15 protein-coding genes and 2 pseudogenes are annotated in these 17674 nt (G+C 57.8%); 8 read left to right on the forward strand and 9 right to left on the reverse strand.

The genetic code is table 11. From position 1 onward, the window contains the following. Window positions 1-27: 27 nt before the first annotated feature. Window positions 28-276 (forward strand): hypothetical protein, encoded by a 249-nt coding sequence (locus HFO71_RS00845; RefSeq protein WP_003542090.1) that lies wholly within the window; start codon window positions 28-30, stop codon window positions 274-276. 270 nt (window positions 277-546) lie between these two features. Here HFO71_RS00845 and HFO71_RS00850 read toward each other — a convergent pair whose 3' ends face one another. The 7 genes from HFO71_RS00850 to HFO71_RS00880 form a co-directional block, all read right to left on the reverse strand. Further along, window positions 547-753, reverse strand: coding sequence for a hypothetical protein (locus HFO71_RS00850; RefSeq protein WP_003542083.1), 207 nt, complete (start codon window positions 751-753; stop codon window positions 547-549). Between the two features lie 1318 nt (window positions 754-2071). Continuing rightward, the gene (locus tag HFO71_RS00855) at window positions 2072-3196 is read right to left on the reverse strand and encodes a glycosyltransferase family 2 protein (RefSeq protein WP_221987463.1); all 1125 of its coding nucleotides are present in this window, start codon (window positions 3194-3196) and stop codon (window positions 2072-2074) included. Continuing rightward, the gene (locus tag HFO71_RS00860; protein WP_221987465.1) at window positions 3193-4947 is read right to left on the reverse strand and encodes an ABC transporter ATP-binding protein; all 1755 of its coding nucleotides are present in this window, start codon (window positions 4945-4947) and stop codon (window positions 3193-3195) included. The genes HFO71_RS00855 and HFO71_RS00860 overlap by 4 nt, the downstream gene beginning before the upstream one ends. Then, the gene (locus tag HFO71_RS00865) at window positions 4940-6016 is read right to left on the reverse strand and encodes a glycosyltransferase family 2 protein (RefSeq protein WP_077979019.1); all 1077 of its coding nucleotides are present in this window, start codon (window positions 6014-6016) and stop codon (window positions 4940-4942) included. The genes HFO71_RS00860 and HFO71_RS00865 overlap by 8 nt, the downstream gene beginning before the upstream one ends. A gap of 7 nt (window positions 6017-6023) precedes the next feature. Further along, window positions 6024-9026 (reverse strand): trifunctional glycosyltransferase/class I SAM-dependent methyltransferase/polysaccharide deacetylase, encoded by a 3003-nt coding sequence (locus HFO71_RS00870; RefSeq protein ID WP_221987467.1) that lies wholly within the window; start codon window positions 9024-9026, stop codon window positions 6024-6026. Then, window positions 9020-10201, reverse strand: coding sequence for a glycosyltransferase family 2 protein (locus HFO71_RS00875; RefSeq protein ID WP_221987469.1), 1182 nt, complete (start codon window positions 10199-10201; stop codon window positions 9020-9022). The genes HFO71_RS00870 and HFO71_RS00875 overlap by 7 nt, the downstream gene beginning before the upstream one ends. A 69-nt stretch (window positions 10202-10270) precedes the next feature. Beyond that, entirely contained in the window at window positions 10271-11224 is a 954-nt protein-coding gene (locus HFO71_RS00880) for an NAD-dependent epimerase/dehydratase family protein (RefSeq protein ID WP_077979017.1), read from the reverse strand. An 806-nt stretch (window positions 11225-12030) separates the two neighbouring features. On the opposite strand from HFO71_RS00880, the gene HFO71_RS00885 reads away from it, so the two are divergent. Beyond that, entirely contained in the window at window positions 12031-12186 is a 156-nt protein-coding gene (locus HFO71_RS00885; protein ID WP_158081422.1) for a hypothetical protein, read from the forward strand. Window positions 12187-12194: 8 nt separating this feature from the next. On the opposite strand, the gene HFO71_RS00890 is transcribed toward HFO71_RS00885, so the two are convergent. Then, entirely contained in the window at window positions 12195-13565 is a 1371-nt protein-coding gene (locus HFO71_RS00890; protein ID WP_221987471.1) for a peptidoglycan L,D-endopeptidase MepK, read from the reverse strand. Window positions 13566-14001: 436 nt separating this feature from the next. Between HFO71_RS00890 and HFO71_RS00895 the strand changes: the two genes are divergently transcribed. The 3 genes and pseudogenes from HFO71_RS00895 to HFO71_RS00905 all read left to right on the forward strand — a co-directional run. Then, a complete protein-coding gene (locus tag HFO71_RS00895; protein ID WP_131639679.1) occupies window positions 14002-14511 on the forward strand; it encodes a hypothetical protein in 510 nt (169 codons plus the stop codon). Continuing rightward, entirely contained in the window at window positions 14508-14921 is a 414-nt protein-coding gene (locus HFO71_RS00900; protein WP_131639678.1) for a hypothetical protein, read from the forward strand. Before HFO71_RS00895 ends, HFO71_RS00900 begins: the two co-directional genes overlap by 4 nt. A 106-nt stretch (window positions 14922-15027) precedes the next feature. Next, window positions 15028-15504, forward strand: a pseudogene (locus tag HFO71_RS00905) (helix-turn-helix domain-containing protein); the annotation flags it as partial. On the opposite strand, the pseudogene HFO71_RS00910 reads toward HFO71_RS00905, so the two are convergent. Further along, window positions 15471-15788 (reverse strand): annotated as a pseudogene (locus HFO71_RS00910) (formylglycine-generating enzyme family protein); the annotation flags it as partial. The pseudogenes HFO71_RS00905 and HFO71_RS00910 sit on opposite strands and share 34 nt — an antisense overlap. A 144-nt stretch (window positions 15789-15932) precedes the next feature. Here HFO71_RS00910 and HFO71_RS00915 point away from each other — a divergent pair. Genes HFO71_RS00915 through HFO71_RS00925 form a run of 3 tightly spaced genes read left to right on the forward strand, consistent with a single transcriptional unit; the run spans window position 15933 to window position 17655 of the window. Next, window positions 15933-16355, forward strand: coding sequence for a cysteine rich repeat-containing protein (locus tag HFO71_RS00915; RefSeq protein WP_077979013.1), 423 nt, complete (start codon window positions 15933-15935; stop codon window positions 16353-16355). Window positions 16356-16380: 25 nt separating this feature from the next. Further along, a complete protein-coding gene (locus HFO71_RS00920; RefSeq protein WP_077979261.1) occupies window positions 16381-16950 on the forward strand; it encodes an OmpA family protein in 570 nt (189 codons plus the stop codon). Between the two features lie 18 nt (window positions 16951-16968). Then, window positions 16969-17655 carry a hypothetical protein gene (locus HFO71_RS00925; protein ID WP_131639676.1) on the forward strand — a complete coding sequence of 229 codons (687 nt, stop codon included), beginning with the start codon at window positions 16969-16971 and terminating at the stop codon, window positions 17653-17655. Window positions 17656-17674 lie beyond the last annotated feature (19 nt).

A 17674-nucleotide genomic window follows, 5' to 3' on the forward strand; every position in this document is an offset into this window, starting at 1 on the left:
TTTCTTCAATTCATTGGAGAAATGGGCATGGGCGTGACATCGGTTGTCAAGATAGATGCAGACCAAGGGGCGGAAGACGGTCTGGAAGAGCTCGTCGCGTTGGCGCGGATGATCGCCTATGCGCGACAGGTCGCTCAGGATGTCAAACTCCCGTTCGCGACGAATTGCCTCGACCTTGCGCTCGAGGCAGTGAAGCAGGAGGTGGGGGAGGGCTTGACCAGGGAATTGGCTGAATTGAGCTCCCCGGTTCCGCAAGTGAGTGTGAGAAGTCATTAGTACGACGCGTCCGATAGGGCGCGCCGAGAACGCTTCATCACTTCAAACCCGCGCATAACCCCGAAAGTGAGCTTCGATCTTCGGGGTTATTGCGTGTGGTTGGGCGCAACCGCGCAGTCGTCAATCGAACGGGGCCGTTTGTTTCAAGCACGGATGGTTTCAAGCGAGGGGTAAGCGGCTTCGCTGACGTTGCCTCCGGGCAGGGAGGCGGCGCGATTTCGCACTCAATGTCTTCTGCACGACAAGCCGATCAACGACCGACCCTTCATCTCAATGGGTCAGGTTGCGCTTCTGGGCCAGCAACAGAATGTAATCGTCGGCAATGTCTGCGATGGCCATTGCGACTTCCGCCGGATCGCATCCCTCGACCTTCGTATTTGCAATGAACTGATAGACCGCCTTCTCGATCTGCTTCCGGCAGATCATCACGCGCTCATCGTAACCAAATTCCGGAATCTGCGATGCTATATCACTCATCAGGTCGGCTCCCTCACTACTTACAGTGACCATGACACAAATTATAAGTTGAGCAAGCAAATGCTTTATGAAGGGTTAATTCGTTTGGGAGGTGCGACCATTTCGACACAGGTCAGCCATCTTACAGGCCGCACGCGTGTTGAATCAGGACATGTCAACTGCGCCGCGAGCAATCGCTTGTGTCGTATCGGGAGGCTCGTCAAAGAGGACAGGAATGTCTTAGGTCGTTGAGTTTTGTGTCGGTATTTCAATTGCGAGTCCAGGCTCATATGCCGACTTTTGAAAAGGCAGACCGAATGCTGTTGGCCGACCTGTTCGGTGCAGGTCGCAGGCAGATAAGAGATACCCTTTATTTATCAATATATTACACTTCAGCCCAGCGGTCGTGTTTTGCATCGGCAACTTTTCTCCTCGCGACCGTCCCAGGATTGTTGGGCCATCCGCGGTGACCAATCATCACCGATGATGCAGGCATTTGCCGGGGTCGTTGAGAGCCCGGCGGGAGAAGTAGCTTTCGGTAGATCCTCTGTTCCCAAGTCGAAGGTAATGCTGATGCTCCTTGAAAATGTATGCACAATATATGAAATTGATAATTGAGTTCATCGGGATAAAATTTATCAAAAGGTAAAATTGTGAATTTCAGACAATGGTTGTGTTTAAAAATCAATTGTAAGACGATTAAGTTTATACATGATGGTAATCAATTGATTTGTTGTTCTTAATTGCGGCAGTGATGCTTATGAAATTCTATCGGATGGTAGTCTCGAATTTGATGATGATCTTTCTGTCTCCGCAATTTCATTGCGGATCCGGAAGCATCACCGAGGTGAATTGAGTCGATGGTCGAAATATTGACGGAACAGAACCCGAATTTTGCTCTTCACTTGCCGATGACGGGGGATTTTCTGATCAAACGGAACTCAACAGCGATAGTATCGCCATCCGCGGTGAAATCTATTTATGCCGATGCAGCGATAACGGCTGTCGCATTTGTTGCAATCAGCCAAAAAAGCAAAGTCGAGGACCCGCCGGGGTGGGTGACGGGTCCTCTGCTAAGAATGTTTGCACGTGCATAAGGATGATTACAGTAAAACTCTGTATTGTCACAGATCATTATTGGGGTAATTGCTTTTTTTATATCTTGTTCTCTTATTTGCTCTTACTATTCTGATTAATTATCAAATTCGTAATAGAAGGTAGCGAGGTAGTCGCCACGCCGATTGAAGTGATGGGTTGTTAAACCTTCAGATTTTTGAGCAGCCGGGCGAAAAACTGCCGCCGGCGCTGGCGCCACCAACAGATGTGTAGTCGGCAAGCATCAAGCCTCCTGCGACGAGGCCGCCGCAGAGCATTCGCCGGATCGATCGATCTCCGACAAGTGCCTTAACAATGCCTTCGTCCTGAAGCGTGTCCAACCGCCAACCAATGGGACAAGTGGGTCTATCTCTTCGAATTTCCTGAAATTCTTTCCCTTTTGTTCCTTGGCTGGCCAGGCTTTGGACAATGTCCTGCGTGCGGCTCTGTCGGCTTTTGAAAGGATCAATTTGAACAGGATGCCGGAAGCAAGCATTGGGCTATGATGATAAATGTGCTTGAGCGAGGTCGCGGCGCGGCGCCAATCTTTCAATGCGGCAAATTTTGAAAATGCATAAAGATTCGCCGAGGCGCGGGCGCAATTGACGACAAAAGTTGGAAGCTGTGGATTGCGGGCGATACATTGCTCCGTCACAGCCAGAAGCGATAGCGCCATTTGCGACCTGTCGGAAGACATGGCTGCTGAATGAACACGATATCCCACTAGACCCAACGGCACCGTCTCGATCTTGAAATGCTCAGCTGTACGAAGTTCGAAGTCGAAATCCTCGCATCCTCCGATACCCTGCCTGGCATAACTTGGATCGTAGCCACCGATCTTCTCAATGACTGCGCGGCGAACCATGAAGCCGCTGCCATTGCCGACGAAGCGGAATACGAGATGACGGGTGAAAATGGTGTCCCTGGCGTTCAGTGACGAACCGGATCTCATGCAATATCCCTCGGGATCGATGAGACGGTGAAGAGCATAGACCGCGCCCCAGGTGTTCGGCAGGGGATGGAGAGCCGAAAGCATTCTTTCGATATAGGTCGGATGCCACAGATCGTCGGCATCGAGGAAGGCGATGTAGTCGGATTTCGATGCTTCAACCCCAGCGTTGCGGGCCGCGGCGACGCCACGGTTTTCAGTCGAGACAATCCGGATCCTTGGATCACTTGCGGCAAAATGGCGACAGATCGAGGCTGTGTCGTCCGTCGAGCCGTCGTCGACGATGACGATCTCCAGCGCCTTGTGGGTCTGGTCGATGACGGACTGGAGCGTCTGGGCAAGGTAGTCTCTGGCGTTATAGGCGGGGATCACGACGGCCACCCAAATCCCGGACATCGTTGACATATCCATCTCCGTCACCCGAGCTTCGACGTGGGAGCGGGGGGGCGGAGATCGATCCGATTCTTCATCAGCCTGGCCACAGCGGGCCGATGGCTAACGACGATGAGCGTTCTGCCGGCGTCTTCTTTCATCGCCGAAAACACCCGCATCTCGGTATCTTCGTCGAGCGCGCTCGTCGCTTCGTCCAACAGCAGGATCTGAGGCCGGCCGGCGAGCGCGCGCGCCAGGCCTATGCGTTGCCTTTGTCCGCCCGAAAGCCGGATCGCCTCGTCGCCCAGCCATTCATCGAAGCCATACGGCAGATCGTTGATGAACTCCGTTGCGCAGGCCACATCGGCCGCCCAGCGGATATCCTGCTCCGATATATCGCGACGAAACCGGATGTTGTCGAGGACTGTGCCCTCCATCAGTTCAACGTCCTGACCCGACACGGAGAGCAGCTCCAGCCAACTGGAACGGTCAATGGTTGCGAGGTCCCTTCCGTCAATGGTGATCACGCCTTGGCTCGGCGGGTTGAGATCGAGAATCATGTTGAGGATTGTGGTTTTGCCGGAGCCGCTCGGCCCCGTCAGAGCCGTCGTTTCGCCTGCCCTGATGGAGAAGCTGAGATCGTCAACAGCCGGGGCGTTCGACCGCTCATAGGCGAACGAGACGTTGTGGAAGACAATCGCCTCCGCCAGGCGGGTGACCGGCTCTCCTTGCGAGGTCAGTTTGATGTCATCCTTCTCCGCAAGCAGCGCCAGGACGTTTTGCAGGGACGCTTCCATCTCGTAAAGACTCAGAATCTGGGAATCGAATCCTTTGATATGCGGCTGCAGCCTGTAGAGAAGGATCGTGGCCGAGAGCGCCGCCTTGAAATCCACCGGCAGGAATTCCGAGGATAGAATGATCGTCAGGATGACACCGAACGTCAGGATTTCGCTCACAAGCGAGGTCGTCGCGCCCATCCAGTCCGACCGGCGCCAAGTCTGGCCGACCTCCCTGGAAAGCGCCGCGAAGAGCTGCTGGTGGCGCTTCTCGAGGCCGAAGCTTTTGACGGCCTTGGCAGTTTGGAGCGTTGTCCAGCTCAGTTGCGTCAATGCCTCCACTGCCGCCACCGCCGAGGCTCCCACGCGCCGGTAGGCGCCGGCAAAGAAGCCTAATGCGAAATTATGGAGGACGCCGAAGATGAGCCCGAGTAAAGCGATCGGCCAGGCCATCACCACCATGCCGACGCCGAAGATCACGATCGTGCCGAAATTGACCCCCAACCGCACCAGGCTGGCATGCGCCGAGGAGACCGCATAGGATTCCGTGGCGATGACGTTGATCAGGTCGCTACGCTCATAGTCCTGAAATCGCTGGAAAGGAATGGCCAGGACCTTAGCGTAGAGGCGATCCCGCATCCTGTCGCTAATCCGATGATTGATCGCGCTCGAGATGAGCGAGTTGGCGCATCCCAGAAAAATCCGCAGGAGGATGGAGCCGATGAGAATGCCGATCAGGACAGGCTTGGAAAGGCTGAGGTCGATGTTGCCGAAAAACGCCGGGAGCCATGCAATGGCGGAGCCGGAAACCGGGCCTTGCTGCCCGAGAAGAAAGACCAGGCTGACCAGAAGGGTTATCCCGATCATTTCCGAAAGGCCGGTGAGAATTCCGAGGACGATCATCACCGTCATCTTGAACCGCAGCGCCGGCACGAGTCGCCGAAGCTCGCGGAACCGAGCTGCCACGATCAGGTTGTAGGCGGTGGCCGGCTTGGCGGATGCAGGTTTTCGAAACCTATTCATTGTCGGCCACCCGCTGGGCGATGGGGCTGGGCGCTTCCCTGGCCGGCATGCCGGCGTATCGATCGCGGAAAGCTGTTCCGGCTTGCGGGATGACCGCGACGAAGCGGGTTTTGGGTCGGGCCGGAGGCTTGCCCAGGGCGCGCCTCGCTATGCGTATGCCGTGGCGTTTTACCTGCCGCCATCCCTGCTGCATGCCATGGATGACAAGGCGTGAGGGGTATTTGCTCACCATCATCGGCGCCAGCTTTTTGAGCTGCGCATAATCGTCGTCGAGAAACGCCTTTTTGAAATACCAGGAGGCGGTGTTGAATTCGGCGGTCCGGATATCACGCTCAAAATGTGGATAGCGGGCGATGATCGGCGCCATCACCAAGGCGTGGGACTTCAGCATCCGATAGGCATTGCTGGACATGTTGCCCTTCGTGAAACGATAGCCGGTCAGAAAATCGGGTACCAGCGCGAAGGGCAGCGTTTCGGCGAGCGCCAGATAAAGTTTCAGATCCTCACACCCCTCGGCGCCGTTGTCGCGCAGGCCGGCGTCATAGCCGCCGCAGCGAAGAATCTCCGCCCGCGGCATCAAGGGCGTGCTGCCATTGCCGATGAAATTTTCCCGCAACAGCGGTTCGAAGATGTTTCCTTGATGCAGGACCGGGCGCGAATGGCCGAAAATGATGCCGTTTTCGTCAATCGCCGCATACCAATTGTAGGCAACTCCGTTTCCGTGGGGAAATTTCAGCACCGCCTCAAGCTGGAGCTCGATCTTGCTGGGATGCCACACGTCATCGGCATCGACAGGGGCTATATAGAAGCCGCGCGCCTCTTTGATGCCGTGGTTGCGCGCCCGCGCAACCCCACCATTGTCCTGGCGGAGAACACGGACACGGCGATCGGTCAGGCTGTAGTCGCGCGCAAGATCGAAGGTGCCGTCCCGCGACCCGTCGTCGACCACCAGGATTTCGAGCTTGTCGTAAGACTGGGCAGAGACGCTTCGCAATGTTTCGACAAGCGTCTTCTCGGCATTGTAAGCCGGTATGACGATGGTGACCAAGGGGGATGCTGCGGCAGTCATGGCTTTGTCATCCGATAAAGGCTCCGGGCAGGCCGATGAGTTCAGGGAAGGCTTCAAGCGGGCGATCCCCGCGCACTTCGAAGCGCGGCAGAGCGAAGAAATTATCGGAGAAGGTAGCCTTTGCCGGCCGGGTCGTGAAGCCGACGCTATAGCCGGCAAGCGCCAGAATGCCCGGGACCCTGAAGTCTGTCCCGCCATAAGGAAGTGCGATCGATTCCACCGGGGCGCCCAGCCGGCTCTGCAGCGCGTCGCGCGATAATATGGCTTCGGCCAGCAGGGCTTCGTTATCAATCGCACTGGCTGGTGTGTGGGATGCGAGGTGGGAGCCGAAGCTGATGCCCTTTTGGTGCAATTCCTGAATTTGCGACCACGACATCAGCGGTGCAGGTTCTCCATGGGCGGAATCCCAATCTGACCGACCGCCGACCTTATCGGTCACGACGAACACGTCGGCGCTGAAATCATTCTCGGCAAGGATCGGGTAGGCGTTCGTCTGGAAATCCAGATAGGCGTCGTCGAAACTCAGCATCACAGGCCGGCCCTGGATCGGCTTGCCGCTGCGCAGAAGATTTGCCAGGTTCTGCGCGGTCACGCTGTAATAGCCCTGTCGCCTCAGGAACTGCATCTGCTTGCGGAAAATCTCCGGCGGCGTGCGGAAGCGCCGGAGTGCAGCGGGGCCGTCTTCTGCGATCCTGTGATACATCAGAATGGGAACCGAGGTGGTCACCTCCGTCTTCCATGCCGCCTCGCGCGCGATGCCCGCCGGTCCGCAGATAATGTGCTTTGCCACATCCGTATCCAATGGGGCTCCGTGCGCTTCGATCCGCAGGGCGGGATTGGCCACGGCACCTTTCCTGAATCGGTGGATGGCGTAAAGCTCGGTGTCGATCGTCTCTTCCAGGGCGAGGCCGGCCTGCGCGGCAAAAACCCGTTTTATCGTCTCGACACCGAAAGGATGGCCCCAATCGAAACCGGTTCGGCCGGGTTCGTCCTGGCGGATATGCGCGTGGGCAGTGATTAGGTGGCCGTCCGGCTTCACTGCTGCGGCCATCTTCCGGCAGACGGCCGCAAGCATCTCCTCATCCTTCATATAGTAGAGGACTTCGGAACAGATAACGAGATCCTGCTCGGGCGGAACATCGCTTTTGACGAAATCGAGAACACGAAGCTCGACGTTACCATGGTCGCGGCACCGCTTGATCGCCCTGTCGATCGCGCGCTGGGAAATATCGGTGGCCGTCAGCCGACCGACCCTTGGCGCCAGCTTCTCGGTAAAGATTCCTTCGGCGCAGGCGAGTTCGAGGGCCTTTTCGATCCCTTCCGGGATCAGGCTCAACGTCTGCGCATATTTGACTTGCTCGTAGACCGAGATGTAATTCCACGGATCCGGGCGTTCGAACATATGCTCCCAGTATTCCTCTTCCGATTGAGTGGAAGCAGTCTCTTTTCTTTTCTCCGACCTTGGCCCGGGAGAATTTCGAAACGGCGGTGCCAGTCGATGTTCGAAATCCCGCAGGATTTCGGAAATCCGGGCGTCATTGTCCTGTTTGTCGCCGGGCGCTGTGGCAAGGAGGGCATTGCGTCCGACACGCACCAAAAACCTTTCGAGACGCCCTCGCCGCCGGCCGCTTTTGATGATCAGTCCGCCGAAGGTCCTGTAGCCGCGCAATGCCTCCATTGTCCAGGAGCTGGCATAGGCGAGTGCGTGGGGCGTTTGCAGATGCTCGTCTGCCTGCATCTCATGCATGATCAGCCTGATCTGCGCCCGGATCGAAAGATCGCCCCAGAATGGCCCGACAAAGGAGCCGACATGTTGTCCGCCGGACATGGCGTGCATGACGAGCGTGTCTGATGGTTCGGCCTTGGGGATTCGCGAAAGCGTTTCGAGCGAGACACTGACCACCTGGACATTGCCAAGCGTGAATGACCGCAAAGGGTTTGCGACGGATATGTGCCAGGAAACGGCGTCAATGATCTTGCGCCCAGCGCCAGGCATGGAATGATTCTGAATCAGCTGGATGAGCGAAAGGAACGTGGGTCGCCATTTATCGAGAACATCGATGAGACCGTCTGCCCGATCGATAAAGAGCCCTGTCTGCAGGCCATGGAGGATGACGCCGGCAAAAAGGTTTTCGTAGCCCGCGGCGTCCGGCATGTCAGGCAGAAGCGCTGCAAGAGCTGCAATATCCAAAGTCGGATCGAGCTTGGCCGCGACGACCCAGGCAAGCATGCGCAGTTGGCTGACGGGGGGCGTGATCCAACCTGTCTCCGGCCCCCCGGCCGACAAGCCCTGCTGCATCTGCAGCGCCTGCGCTTTCGTCGTCACGCGAACCGCGTCGCGCACCAGTTTGACCGGATCGCCGGACAGCGAGCCGGCCTTCATGCGATAGAATGCGAGGCACTTGTCCACATGGCAAAATTCGGCGCCTGCAAAGGCCATGCGGAGCCAGAGATCCCATTCCTCGCCGGTCTGCAAGGTTTCATCCATGCCTTCCAAAAGCTCAAAAAGGCTTTTGGGAAAGACGACCGTATGGATGGCAAGGGCGCAGAAGGAGGAGAATTCGCGCTTGGCGGCATCTCCCGTCAGAATGGGAGCCTGTTCTACCCGCAGCAACTGGCCGCCCGGAGCAACGCGACGATAATTGCAATAGGCGAGAACGGGTGGAGATGCATCCTCTGCCACCGGCCGCATGTTTTCGATGAAAGTCGGATCCAGCCAGTCGTCGGCATCCAGCATACAGAGCAGGGGTGCGGATGCCAGTCTTGCAGCGTGGTTTCGCGCCGCCGCTGCGCCGGCATTCGGCTGGCGGGCGAGGCGAATGCGGCTATCAGTTCTTGCGATGCCCTCAAGCACCTCCCAGGTGCGGTCGGTCGAACCGTCATCGACCACGACCGCTTGCCAGTTCGATCGCGTCTGCTGCTGCAGGCTGGCAAGACATTCGGCAAGCGTATCGGCTGCATTATAGGCGGGGATGAGGAATGAAATATCAGGCGCGGCAGCGATCACCATGCGGGCCTCTTCCATCGCCGCAGAACGTATAGCGCGCCGTTTACGCTTCCGAGCATCTCCTGCTTCAGGAAGAAGTCGTGCGATGTCGTGCCTTTGCGAAGCCGTCTTCGGAGCCTTCCCGCGTAATATTTCGGAAACGAGAGCAGGATGCGCCGCAGATTGGCGTTATTGCCTGTGTTCTGATACTGGACCAGCAGTGCTGCGACATGGCCACTCATATATTGGTAAATCTGTTTGGCGAGCCCCTTCATATCCTTGCGATGAAAGTGCCAGGCTACCGCCGTCGGCTCGTAGCGGCAGACATGGCCATGATGGAGGAGCCGGTTCCAGTATTCGGAATCGCCCGAGCATCCGGCAGCGCCCATATCCAGGCGGACATCGAACAGGCCGATCTCCTCGAAGACCTTGCGACGGAAGGCCTGACTTGCGCCGGCCCCGATCGTCCAGACCGGAGCGCCGTAACGTGTATCCCGACGATAGAAGTCCTGATTGAAATCCTGCCGCAGATAGCCCCTGCCAAAACCCCAATGCTTTTCGAATATAAATTGTGCGGGCGTTGCAAGTTCTCCGGGAAGAACCAACCCGGTTACGCAGGCGATCTCCGGCAGGTCGAACCCCTTCATCAGGTTTTCCAGCCAGCGCTCGTGGAGGACGACGTCATCGTCCGTAAACGCGACGAATTCGGTTCTCGCCGCACGAACCGCCGCGTTGCGCGCATAATCCAGCCCGACCCGGTCTTCGCGGACATAGGTTGCGCCCGATTCCTCCACCACACGACGTGTCGCATCACCGGCGGAGGCATTATCCACCACGATGATCTCGATGGGGCCGAGCGACTGTTTCGGGATCGAGGCCAAGCACCGACGTAGCTCCTCCGGCCGGTCCTTGGTGCAAATCAGAATGCTGACGTCTCGGTTGCGCACCGGCGTTTGCGCGACATGACGCGCATGCTCGAGGGTCTCGGGCCGCACGATACGCGCGGCGAGGGCGGTAGCTGTCTCGGGCATTTCTATATAGGTCTGTCCGACGGGAAGACCATCCGACAGAAAGACCACGAGCCCATCGGAGATCGGGGGCGAAACGGCATCGAGACGAGAGGAGGCGAGATCGAGATAGTGAATCGGTACGGGAAAACTCATATCCTTCAGATCGGACGGAATTGGTTCTCGCATCATACTCTCTCAATCGCACCGTGAACATACGCCGCGCGCATCCAAGACGCGAGTCTCGAAAGCCGACATGGTTTATTCCGCGGCGTGCCTCATTTGGTCCCTGAACCAGTCGAGAGTCATCGCCACGCCCTGTTCGTAGGTGATTTTGCACGACCACTCGGGCATGACATAGTGGGCATTGGTCAAGTCCGGCCGTCTGTTCGTGGGATCCTGCGGCGGTGACGGTTCGAAGACGATCGGCACGCCGCCGACAAGTCTGGAGACATATTGCGCGACTTCGAGAACCGAAATCTCGCGATCGTTGCCGACGTTCAGAGGCCCCTTATAGTCGGTTTCATTCATCCAGAAATATCGCGCGAAACCATCGACAACGTCATCGACATAGCCCCAGCTGCGAGACTGAAGGCCGTCGCCGAACACGGTAATCGGCCGGCCCGAAAGCGCCTGGGTGATGAAGTTGGAGACTGCGCGGCCATCGTCGGACCGTGTCCGCGGGCCATAGATGTTGAAGGGGCGAACGATCTTGACGTCGAGCCCCTGGGTACGCTGCATCTCGAACAGCAGCGACTCCGTGCATCGTTTGCTCTCGTCGTAGGATGAGCGAGGTCCGGTGCAGTCGACCTGGCCCTTATAGGATTCCGGCTGCGGCGACACCAGAGGATCGCCATAGACTTCGGAAGAAGAGGTGAAACCGAAACGTCCACCCTTCTTCAGTAAGTCGAGCAACCGGAACGCCCCGAGAAGATTGGCGGAGATCGTCCTCTTCGGCTCCTTCATGTACCACGGCGGCGATGCGGGGGATGCAAGGTGATAGATTTCGTCGAATTTCTCCGACGTCTGCAGCGTCTCGACGTCGGACTTCACGAAGTGGAAACGGGGGTCTCTGATGTGCGCGATATTTTCGAAAAGCCCGGTCCAGAGGTTGTCGACAACGACCAGCTTCTGAATGTCCGTCCTCAGCAAAAGTCGATCACACAAGTGGGATCCGATGAAGCCAGCCCCGCCAGAAATCAATACGCTTTTCATTGCATTGCGCCTCGTGACTTGAGAAATGTGCCTGTTTATTAGCATCGCCTGTAATGCATGGCAATTATTTAGAGGAGTTCTAAGAAATACTCACTCATTAATGTTAATCGTTAAATGTACCTACTTTAAGGTGATTGTCGCTGCCGATACCGCGCTCGATAACGAGCGACCGCGCCGGACCGGATACTACAGATGAGCGTTGCGCGATCATCACGACCTGCCCTATCTCGACTATCCGTGCCATGAGAAGTCCGCCCCATCTGCGGGCACGATCGAAGGAATCCGGATGGTTTCGAGAACCTCTCCGACGCGTTCCGGATCCAGAGCTGAGGTTGCTCATCGACAAGCATGTCGCTCGGCGGCAACGGGGATCCTTGATGTGTGCTATATTTTCGAAAGGTCCAGTGTAAACATCGTCAACAACAACCAGTTTCCGGACATCGCTTCCTAAGTAGAAGTCGGTCACAGTCGATCCAATGAAGCCAGCTCTGCCAGAAATTGATACGCTTCTCACATCAACGCGCCTCATTACTTCAAGATATATTATTGTTATTACAGCGATTGAACGTTTGGTATGGGCACGAAGTCCGGGGTTGGATCGGACTTTGGTCTGAATTTTCCGCGCGCAGAAACGATCGTCGTCGTCTTTTCAAGCGCCTGGACAACGCTTTAACACATTGGATCTACCTCATTTTTCCCGAGCATAGATTCCGATTTTCGGGCCGATACGCGCGCATCGCCCATAAGGTGTGGCAATTGTTTAGGAGATCCTAAAAAATCTAGTCGGCCATACGCAGATACATGGAATGTCACGCCTTCGTGGTGCCGCTCGGCTGTTGCTGGTGACCGCACAGGCTTCTGGCACTGGGCGGCGGCACCTGGTTTCTCGGGACCGCCAGCCCGGTTCCACCATGGCCGTTCTGGCGCTTCTGAACGGCTTCGTGCTGCGCATCAAGCCTTGACGATGAGGTCAGCCCTCCGGGGACGAGACAAGCCGGTTGGCATCGAACTGGGCGGCGACCGGAATAATATCCTCACCTGACGTCGCGACATTGACCTCACGATGAACCGTGCGCGGGGAAATGCGAGGCGCGCTCAATCCCATCATCTCGCCAGGAGAATGCAGCGCCCATTTCATCAGCGCCGCTTCGGACGTCGATCCAAGGAAACTTGCTTCTTCCCAGGAAGCGGTCATGGGCAGGGAGGCGATCATGTTCGTGCCCTGCTTGGAGGCCTGCTGTGCAACAAGGCGGGGTTCGAAGCGGGCGTAGATTGGCAACGCCGGTGCCGGCCTATCCGGAAGGACATCAATTGGGCCGATCGACGCAGTCTCCAGTTTGTCATCCATATCAGCGTCGTGCTCCAGGGTGGGCGGGCGCATCGCCGGTCTCGGAATCGGGAAAGATGGAACATCCCCAGCGGACCGTTTGTCATCCCGCGGGGCTGCGCCGGTCTGCAGCGCGAGCGCGTTCAATGCTCGGCTTTTCGGCGTGGGCAGAAGCGCCGTCACCAGTTTATTGTCTGTGGTATCGTCGTTCGACCTGGTCGACGCGCTCACGTCTTCGTCTTCTCCCGCGGTGCTGGCAATCTGGATCGAGGTAGTGCTGCCGCGCCTCCTGTGGTTCGCAACCGCCTGATTGTATCCCGGCAGCGGTCGGCCATCGGCCGGCAGATGCATCGTTTGCCCATTCGGGAATATTCGAGCGAGTTCTTGCCGGGACATGCGGGGCCAGGCTCTGACATTGCCGACATCGAGATGCACGAAGGGCGATCCCGAGGTCGGATAATATCCAACCCCGCCGACCTGCATCTGCATTGCAAGTGCCCGCAGCGTCGAAAGCTTCACGCCGGGAACGTAGAAATCCATCGCCTTGCCCAGCATGTGCTGGCTCTTCTTGGCGACGCCCGTACTGCGCGAGCGGTTGCGGAGCATGTTGTTGGTGGTGGGCGAACGATAGGCGGAGACGATGTGGATGTAGTCCTTGCCGCCGCTGCGCTTGTATACTTCCCAGACCAGGTCGAGCAGCCGGGGATCCATCCGGGTCGGCTCGTTCCTTCGCCAGTCGCGCAGAAAGCGATTGATCTGGGCGAGGCCCTTTGGATCGAATTTTCCGTCCCGCTTGTAGGTAATCGTGGCCCTCTCGCCCGTATGGGTAAAGAACAGCTTCAGGGCCCGATCTTCCGCCGAGGCAAATGATGCGGAGCCGACAAGTGCCGGCAGCGCAAACACAGCCGGGAGAATGGTCTGCGCTGCGAAGCGTTTTGCACGCGACAGGAGCGTGGCAATTCCGCCCAAGGCTCTGCCCGATAATCCTTGCACTGGATACTTCAACACGAACAATTCCGTCCTACACCAAACACTCGACGGTGTGCGGGAATCTCCGCATCCATCACGTTCAGTAAAGCCAGCTTATGGTCAATAAATTCCTAACGAGCGGATGTGGAGGCTCGGTGAGTTGAGGGTGTGGGTCATTTGAGGCACAATCGCACCCGGCCTTCAGTCTCTTCCGTCTAGCAAAAGGCGCGCCAAGGAGATCGAGTACCTTGCATGGTGCGGGGGGTCTTATGGGCGTTCGTCACGAACGGTTGAGGCGCAAGGTCTCCTCTGACAACGAACTTCCTATGAAGGCTGCTCAGAATATGGCGCGCCGGAGGGAATGAAACTAGGAACTGCTTTGTCATTACTATGCCTACGCATTTCTGAGGTCAGCTTCGGATGTTGAAGCTCGCCTTGTATTCCACATCGGCCCTAGGCGGATTTCCGGTAACCCAATCTCTTGGCGCTGCGTAAACAATTCGTGGTTGCGCCAATGATCCAAATGGATATTCTTGAACGAAAGGGTATTTGGGACGAGGCGATGGCCAAAATACTAGGTCACAGGGGTTCAAAGCGTGCTTCTCAATCCAAGCTGCCGCCTCGAATAAAACTGTTCCGCCCGATTAGCTGGTACGACGGGATAACCGCTAGATCCGTCGGTGAGTACGTTTCCCATATGCTAATGGAACTCGGACGCCTCGGTCTGAATATCGATGACATCGAGAGCCGTTCCAGGCCGCCAAACAGGGAGACTGTTCTTTCCGACCTGATCGACTGGCTAAGCGACCACCCAGGCAAGGCCTTTGCGCAACTCTCCAATTGGCAAACCTTAGACCTCGCGCAAATTCGATCGCGCCTTGAACAGGATCGATCCGCCAAGCCTCGCATCGAGCTGTCATTTTTTCCGAAGACCCTGAACGATGGGCTCATGACGGTACTAATGGTAAGTTGGCAGCCAAGTGTGGCATGAAGCATGCCGTCATTGAACAGCTTAAATGCACGATCGCAGATCGCCGCGATTCAGATCTCAACAATGGCATGATTGGCCAGTTCGAAGCCTATCGGCGCGCAGAATACGACTCATGGAAATATCGACAAGAGCATGGCTATGATTGGTACGGCCCTGAAAGGCTATCCGACCGAGCGGTCGTGACACTCCGGCGGATAGCAAACGGTATAGTGGAGAAGCTCGACAAGCAGGCGCTCAAGACGTTGAGCGAAAATGGCTTCATCAAACTTTTCCGCAAAATAAAATGGCGCCTAACGGCGAAGGGCGAGAGGGCGATTAAATATCACGATGAGCGCGACGCATGGTTGAAGAAGAAAAACGAAATTGGGGGCGATAGCGAACTTGGCGACCCGGCTACCACCGGGTTCTGATCTTACGGTGTAGATATCGCAGCCACAGTGTGTCTTTCCCGAGAGAAGGGTGACAGTTCATACCGGAGACATGGGTTACACTTTTGCCTTTGCGAGGGGAGCGAAGGTGCCTTGGCAGGAGTGCAACCGTATGGACGAGCGTCTCAAATTCGTTGCGCGGGTTCTTGATGGCGAGAAGATAGCGGTGCTGTGCCGCGAGTTCGGCATCTCGCGCAAGACCGGCCACAAGATCATCAGCCGCTATAATGCCTGCGGGATGGAAGGACTGACGGATCGCTCGCGGCGTCCCTACCGGCACGCCAATCAGCTTCCTTTCCAAAACGAGAAGCTGATTGTGCGTGCCAAGCAGGAGAAGCCGAACTGGGGCGCACCGAAGATCAGAGAACGACAGGCGCGGCTTTACCCGGACGTGCAAACGCCGGCGATCTCGACCGTGCATGCGGTGCTCGACCGCAACGGGCTGGTTCAGCACCGCAAGCGACGGCGCAACAGGGCACAGGGAACGCCACTCTCCCAACCTCGCCAACCCAACGACTTATGGTGCGCTGATTACAAAGGCGAGTTCATGCTTGCCGACAAGCGAAAGCCGACATTGCTGGTGGAGGTGTCCTCGCCTTCCGCATGGCGCACAGCGGGTCGATAGCGCCGGCAGTAGTTCGGTGCGCAGAGATGCGATCCGCCCTTCAGCACTCGCCTAGCGATGCGGATCGCAGGCTGGCTAGGGTCGTAGCTCGCTTCGACACCGCCGCCGCGCGAATTGCTAGGGATGCAGCAGGAGTGCTTCGCCGGTTCCGGATGACGCATCGACCAGTAGTCGCTCATCCACTCCCAGACGTTGCCGATCATGTCGTAAAGGCCGTAGCCGTTCCACATCCATCGCTGCGGCGACGCGTTGAACGCCGTCTCCTACGGTCCGTGTAACCGTAACATACTTCCCTTCTCACCCCCGAAAGCGCACCAAATGCGTGCGGAGAGTTTCTCCGACGATCAATCGTTCACGATGGGGGTAGCATGTCGACGAGAACCAGACTGTTAGGAGGGGCGCTGGTCGCGTTCCTGGCGCTCACCGGGGCGGCCCGTGCCGATACCATCAGCTTCGCCGACGCGGTGAGCACGCTCGCCAACGACTGCGGATCCGACATCAAGAAGTTCTGCAAGGGCCTGAACCTCGGAAGCGGCCGCATCCAGAACTGTCTCGAGGCCCATGCCGCAAAAGTCTCGCCGACTTGCACCTCGACACTGGCGAGCGTCACCGCCTCGATCGAGCAGCGCCTTGCCGCCCAATCGTCGTTCACCGCGATGTGCAAGCACTATGTCGCGCAGTTCTGCAGCGGCGTAGTGGGCGAGGGAAACATTCTTTCCTGCCTGAACAAGGCGACGCGCGTGAACGAAGGCCAGTGCGGCCAGGCCATCATCGACGCCGGCTGGCGGTGAAACGATGTTGAAGGGATACAGGATCATGAAGGGCTTTCGACTTGCAACGATGCTTGCCGCCGGACTGCTGCTGGCACCCGGCCATCCGTTCGCACAGGAACTGAGCGGCCCGCAGGTGGTGCGCACGCTCGGCAGATTGCAGGGCGGGGCTCCGGCCATTGACCTCGCGTTGCTTATGGAAGAAGCGGCGGCGAGTGCAGGCAAGGGCGTCGCCGCGCTTCCCGACTGGCAGAAACTTTCGAAGCTGTCGCAGCTCATCGTCGAGATCGACTTCGAGAACGACTCCATTGCCATCGAACCTAAATCCTATCGCACCGTCGGCATGATCGCCGACGCCCTGCATCATCCGAACCTGCGGCGCTACAAGTTCCTTGTCGTCGGACACACGAGCTCGACGGGTGACGCCAAGCACAATCTGGACCTCAGCCAGAAGCGGGCGAACGCAATCACGGAGGCGTTGTCGACGACCTTCGCCATCGCCCCGGACCGTCTGTTCGCGATCGGCGTCGGCGAGGAGTGGCTCGTGGATCCGTCGAACCCGCAGGCCGCCGATAATCGTCGCGTCCAGCTCGTGAACCTTGGTCTCGTGAAGTAGCAAAAAGGAGATTTCTCCATGAAACGCCATATACGGATTGGCACTCTCGCCGTAGCCTGCCTCGTGTCGTTCGCGGGAGCGGCGCAGGCCGAAGACGCGATCACGGCCCCCGCCGCCAAGACCATTGGAGCGACCACGGCCACGAAGATGGTGCCGTCGCTCGCCGTCCTCAATTCCGGCGGGGCGACGCTGGTCGATGGCAAGCTGACGATGACGGGCGTCACCCCGAACTCCATCGTGTTCGCCGACCGTCCGGTACGATCGGCCGGACATGTTCTCACGACCGAGTTCATCAAGGAATGGGACGAGGGCAAGGATAGCTTCGCGGTCGACCCGCCGAACGCGACGATCTCCGTCATGAGCAGTGATGGCACCGCTGTCGAAGACGCGGTCGTGGTCCTGACCAAGCCAAAGCTGGATGGCGGCACGCTGACCTTTGACGTCCAGGTTCTCGAGGGCGAACTCGCAAAGGTCAATGGCCCGGCTTCGCTTTTCATCGACATGTTCGTGGCGCGCGCCGGAATGGGGCGCGTCGGCGTGGTCGGCGTGGGTGCGGTCGGCTTTCATGGCGGCTGGTATGCGCACCCGGCGGCCCGCTACGGCGCCGCGGTCGCGACGGGCGCGGCCATCGGTGCTGCGGCGGCCTCCGCGCCATACTACTATCACCCCCCGTGCGGCTACTATCCGTATCCGCCCTGTTACTGAAGTCGGGAGCGGCACGTTG

It is taken from the genome of Rhizobium laguerreae (assembly GCF_019778565.1).
GTDB classification, from domain to species: Bacteria; Pseudomonadota; Alphaproteobacteria; order Rhizobiales; family Rhizobiaceae; genus Rhizobium; species Rhizobium laguerreae.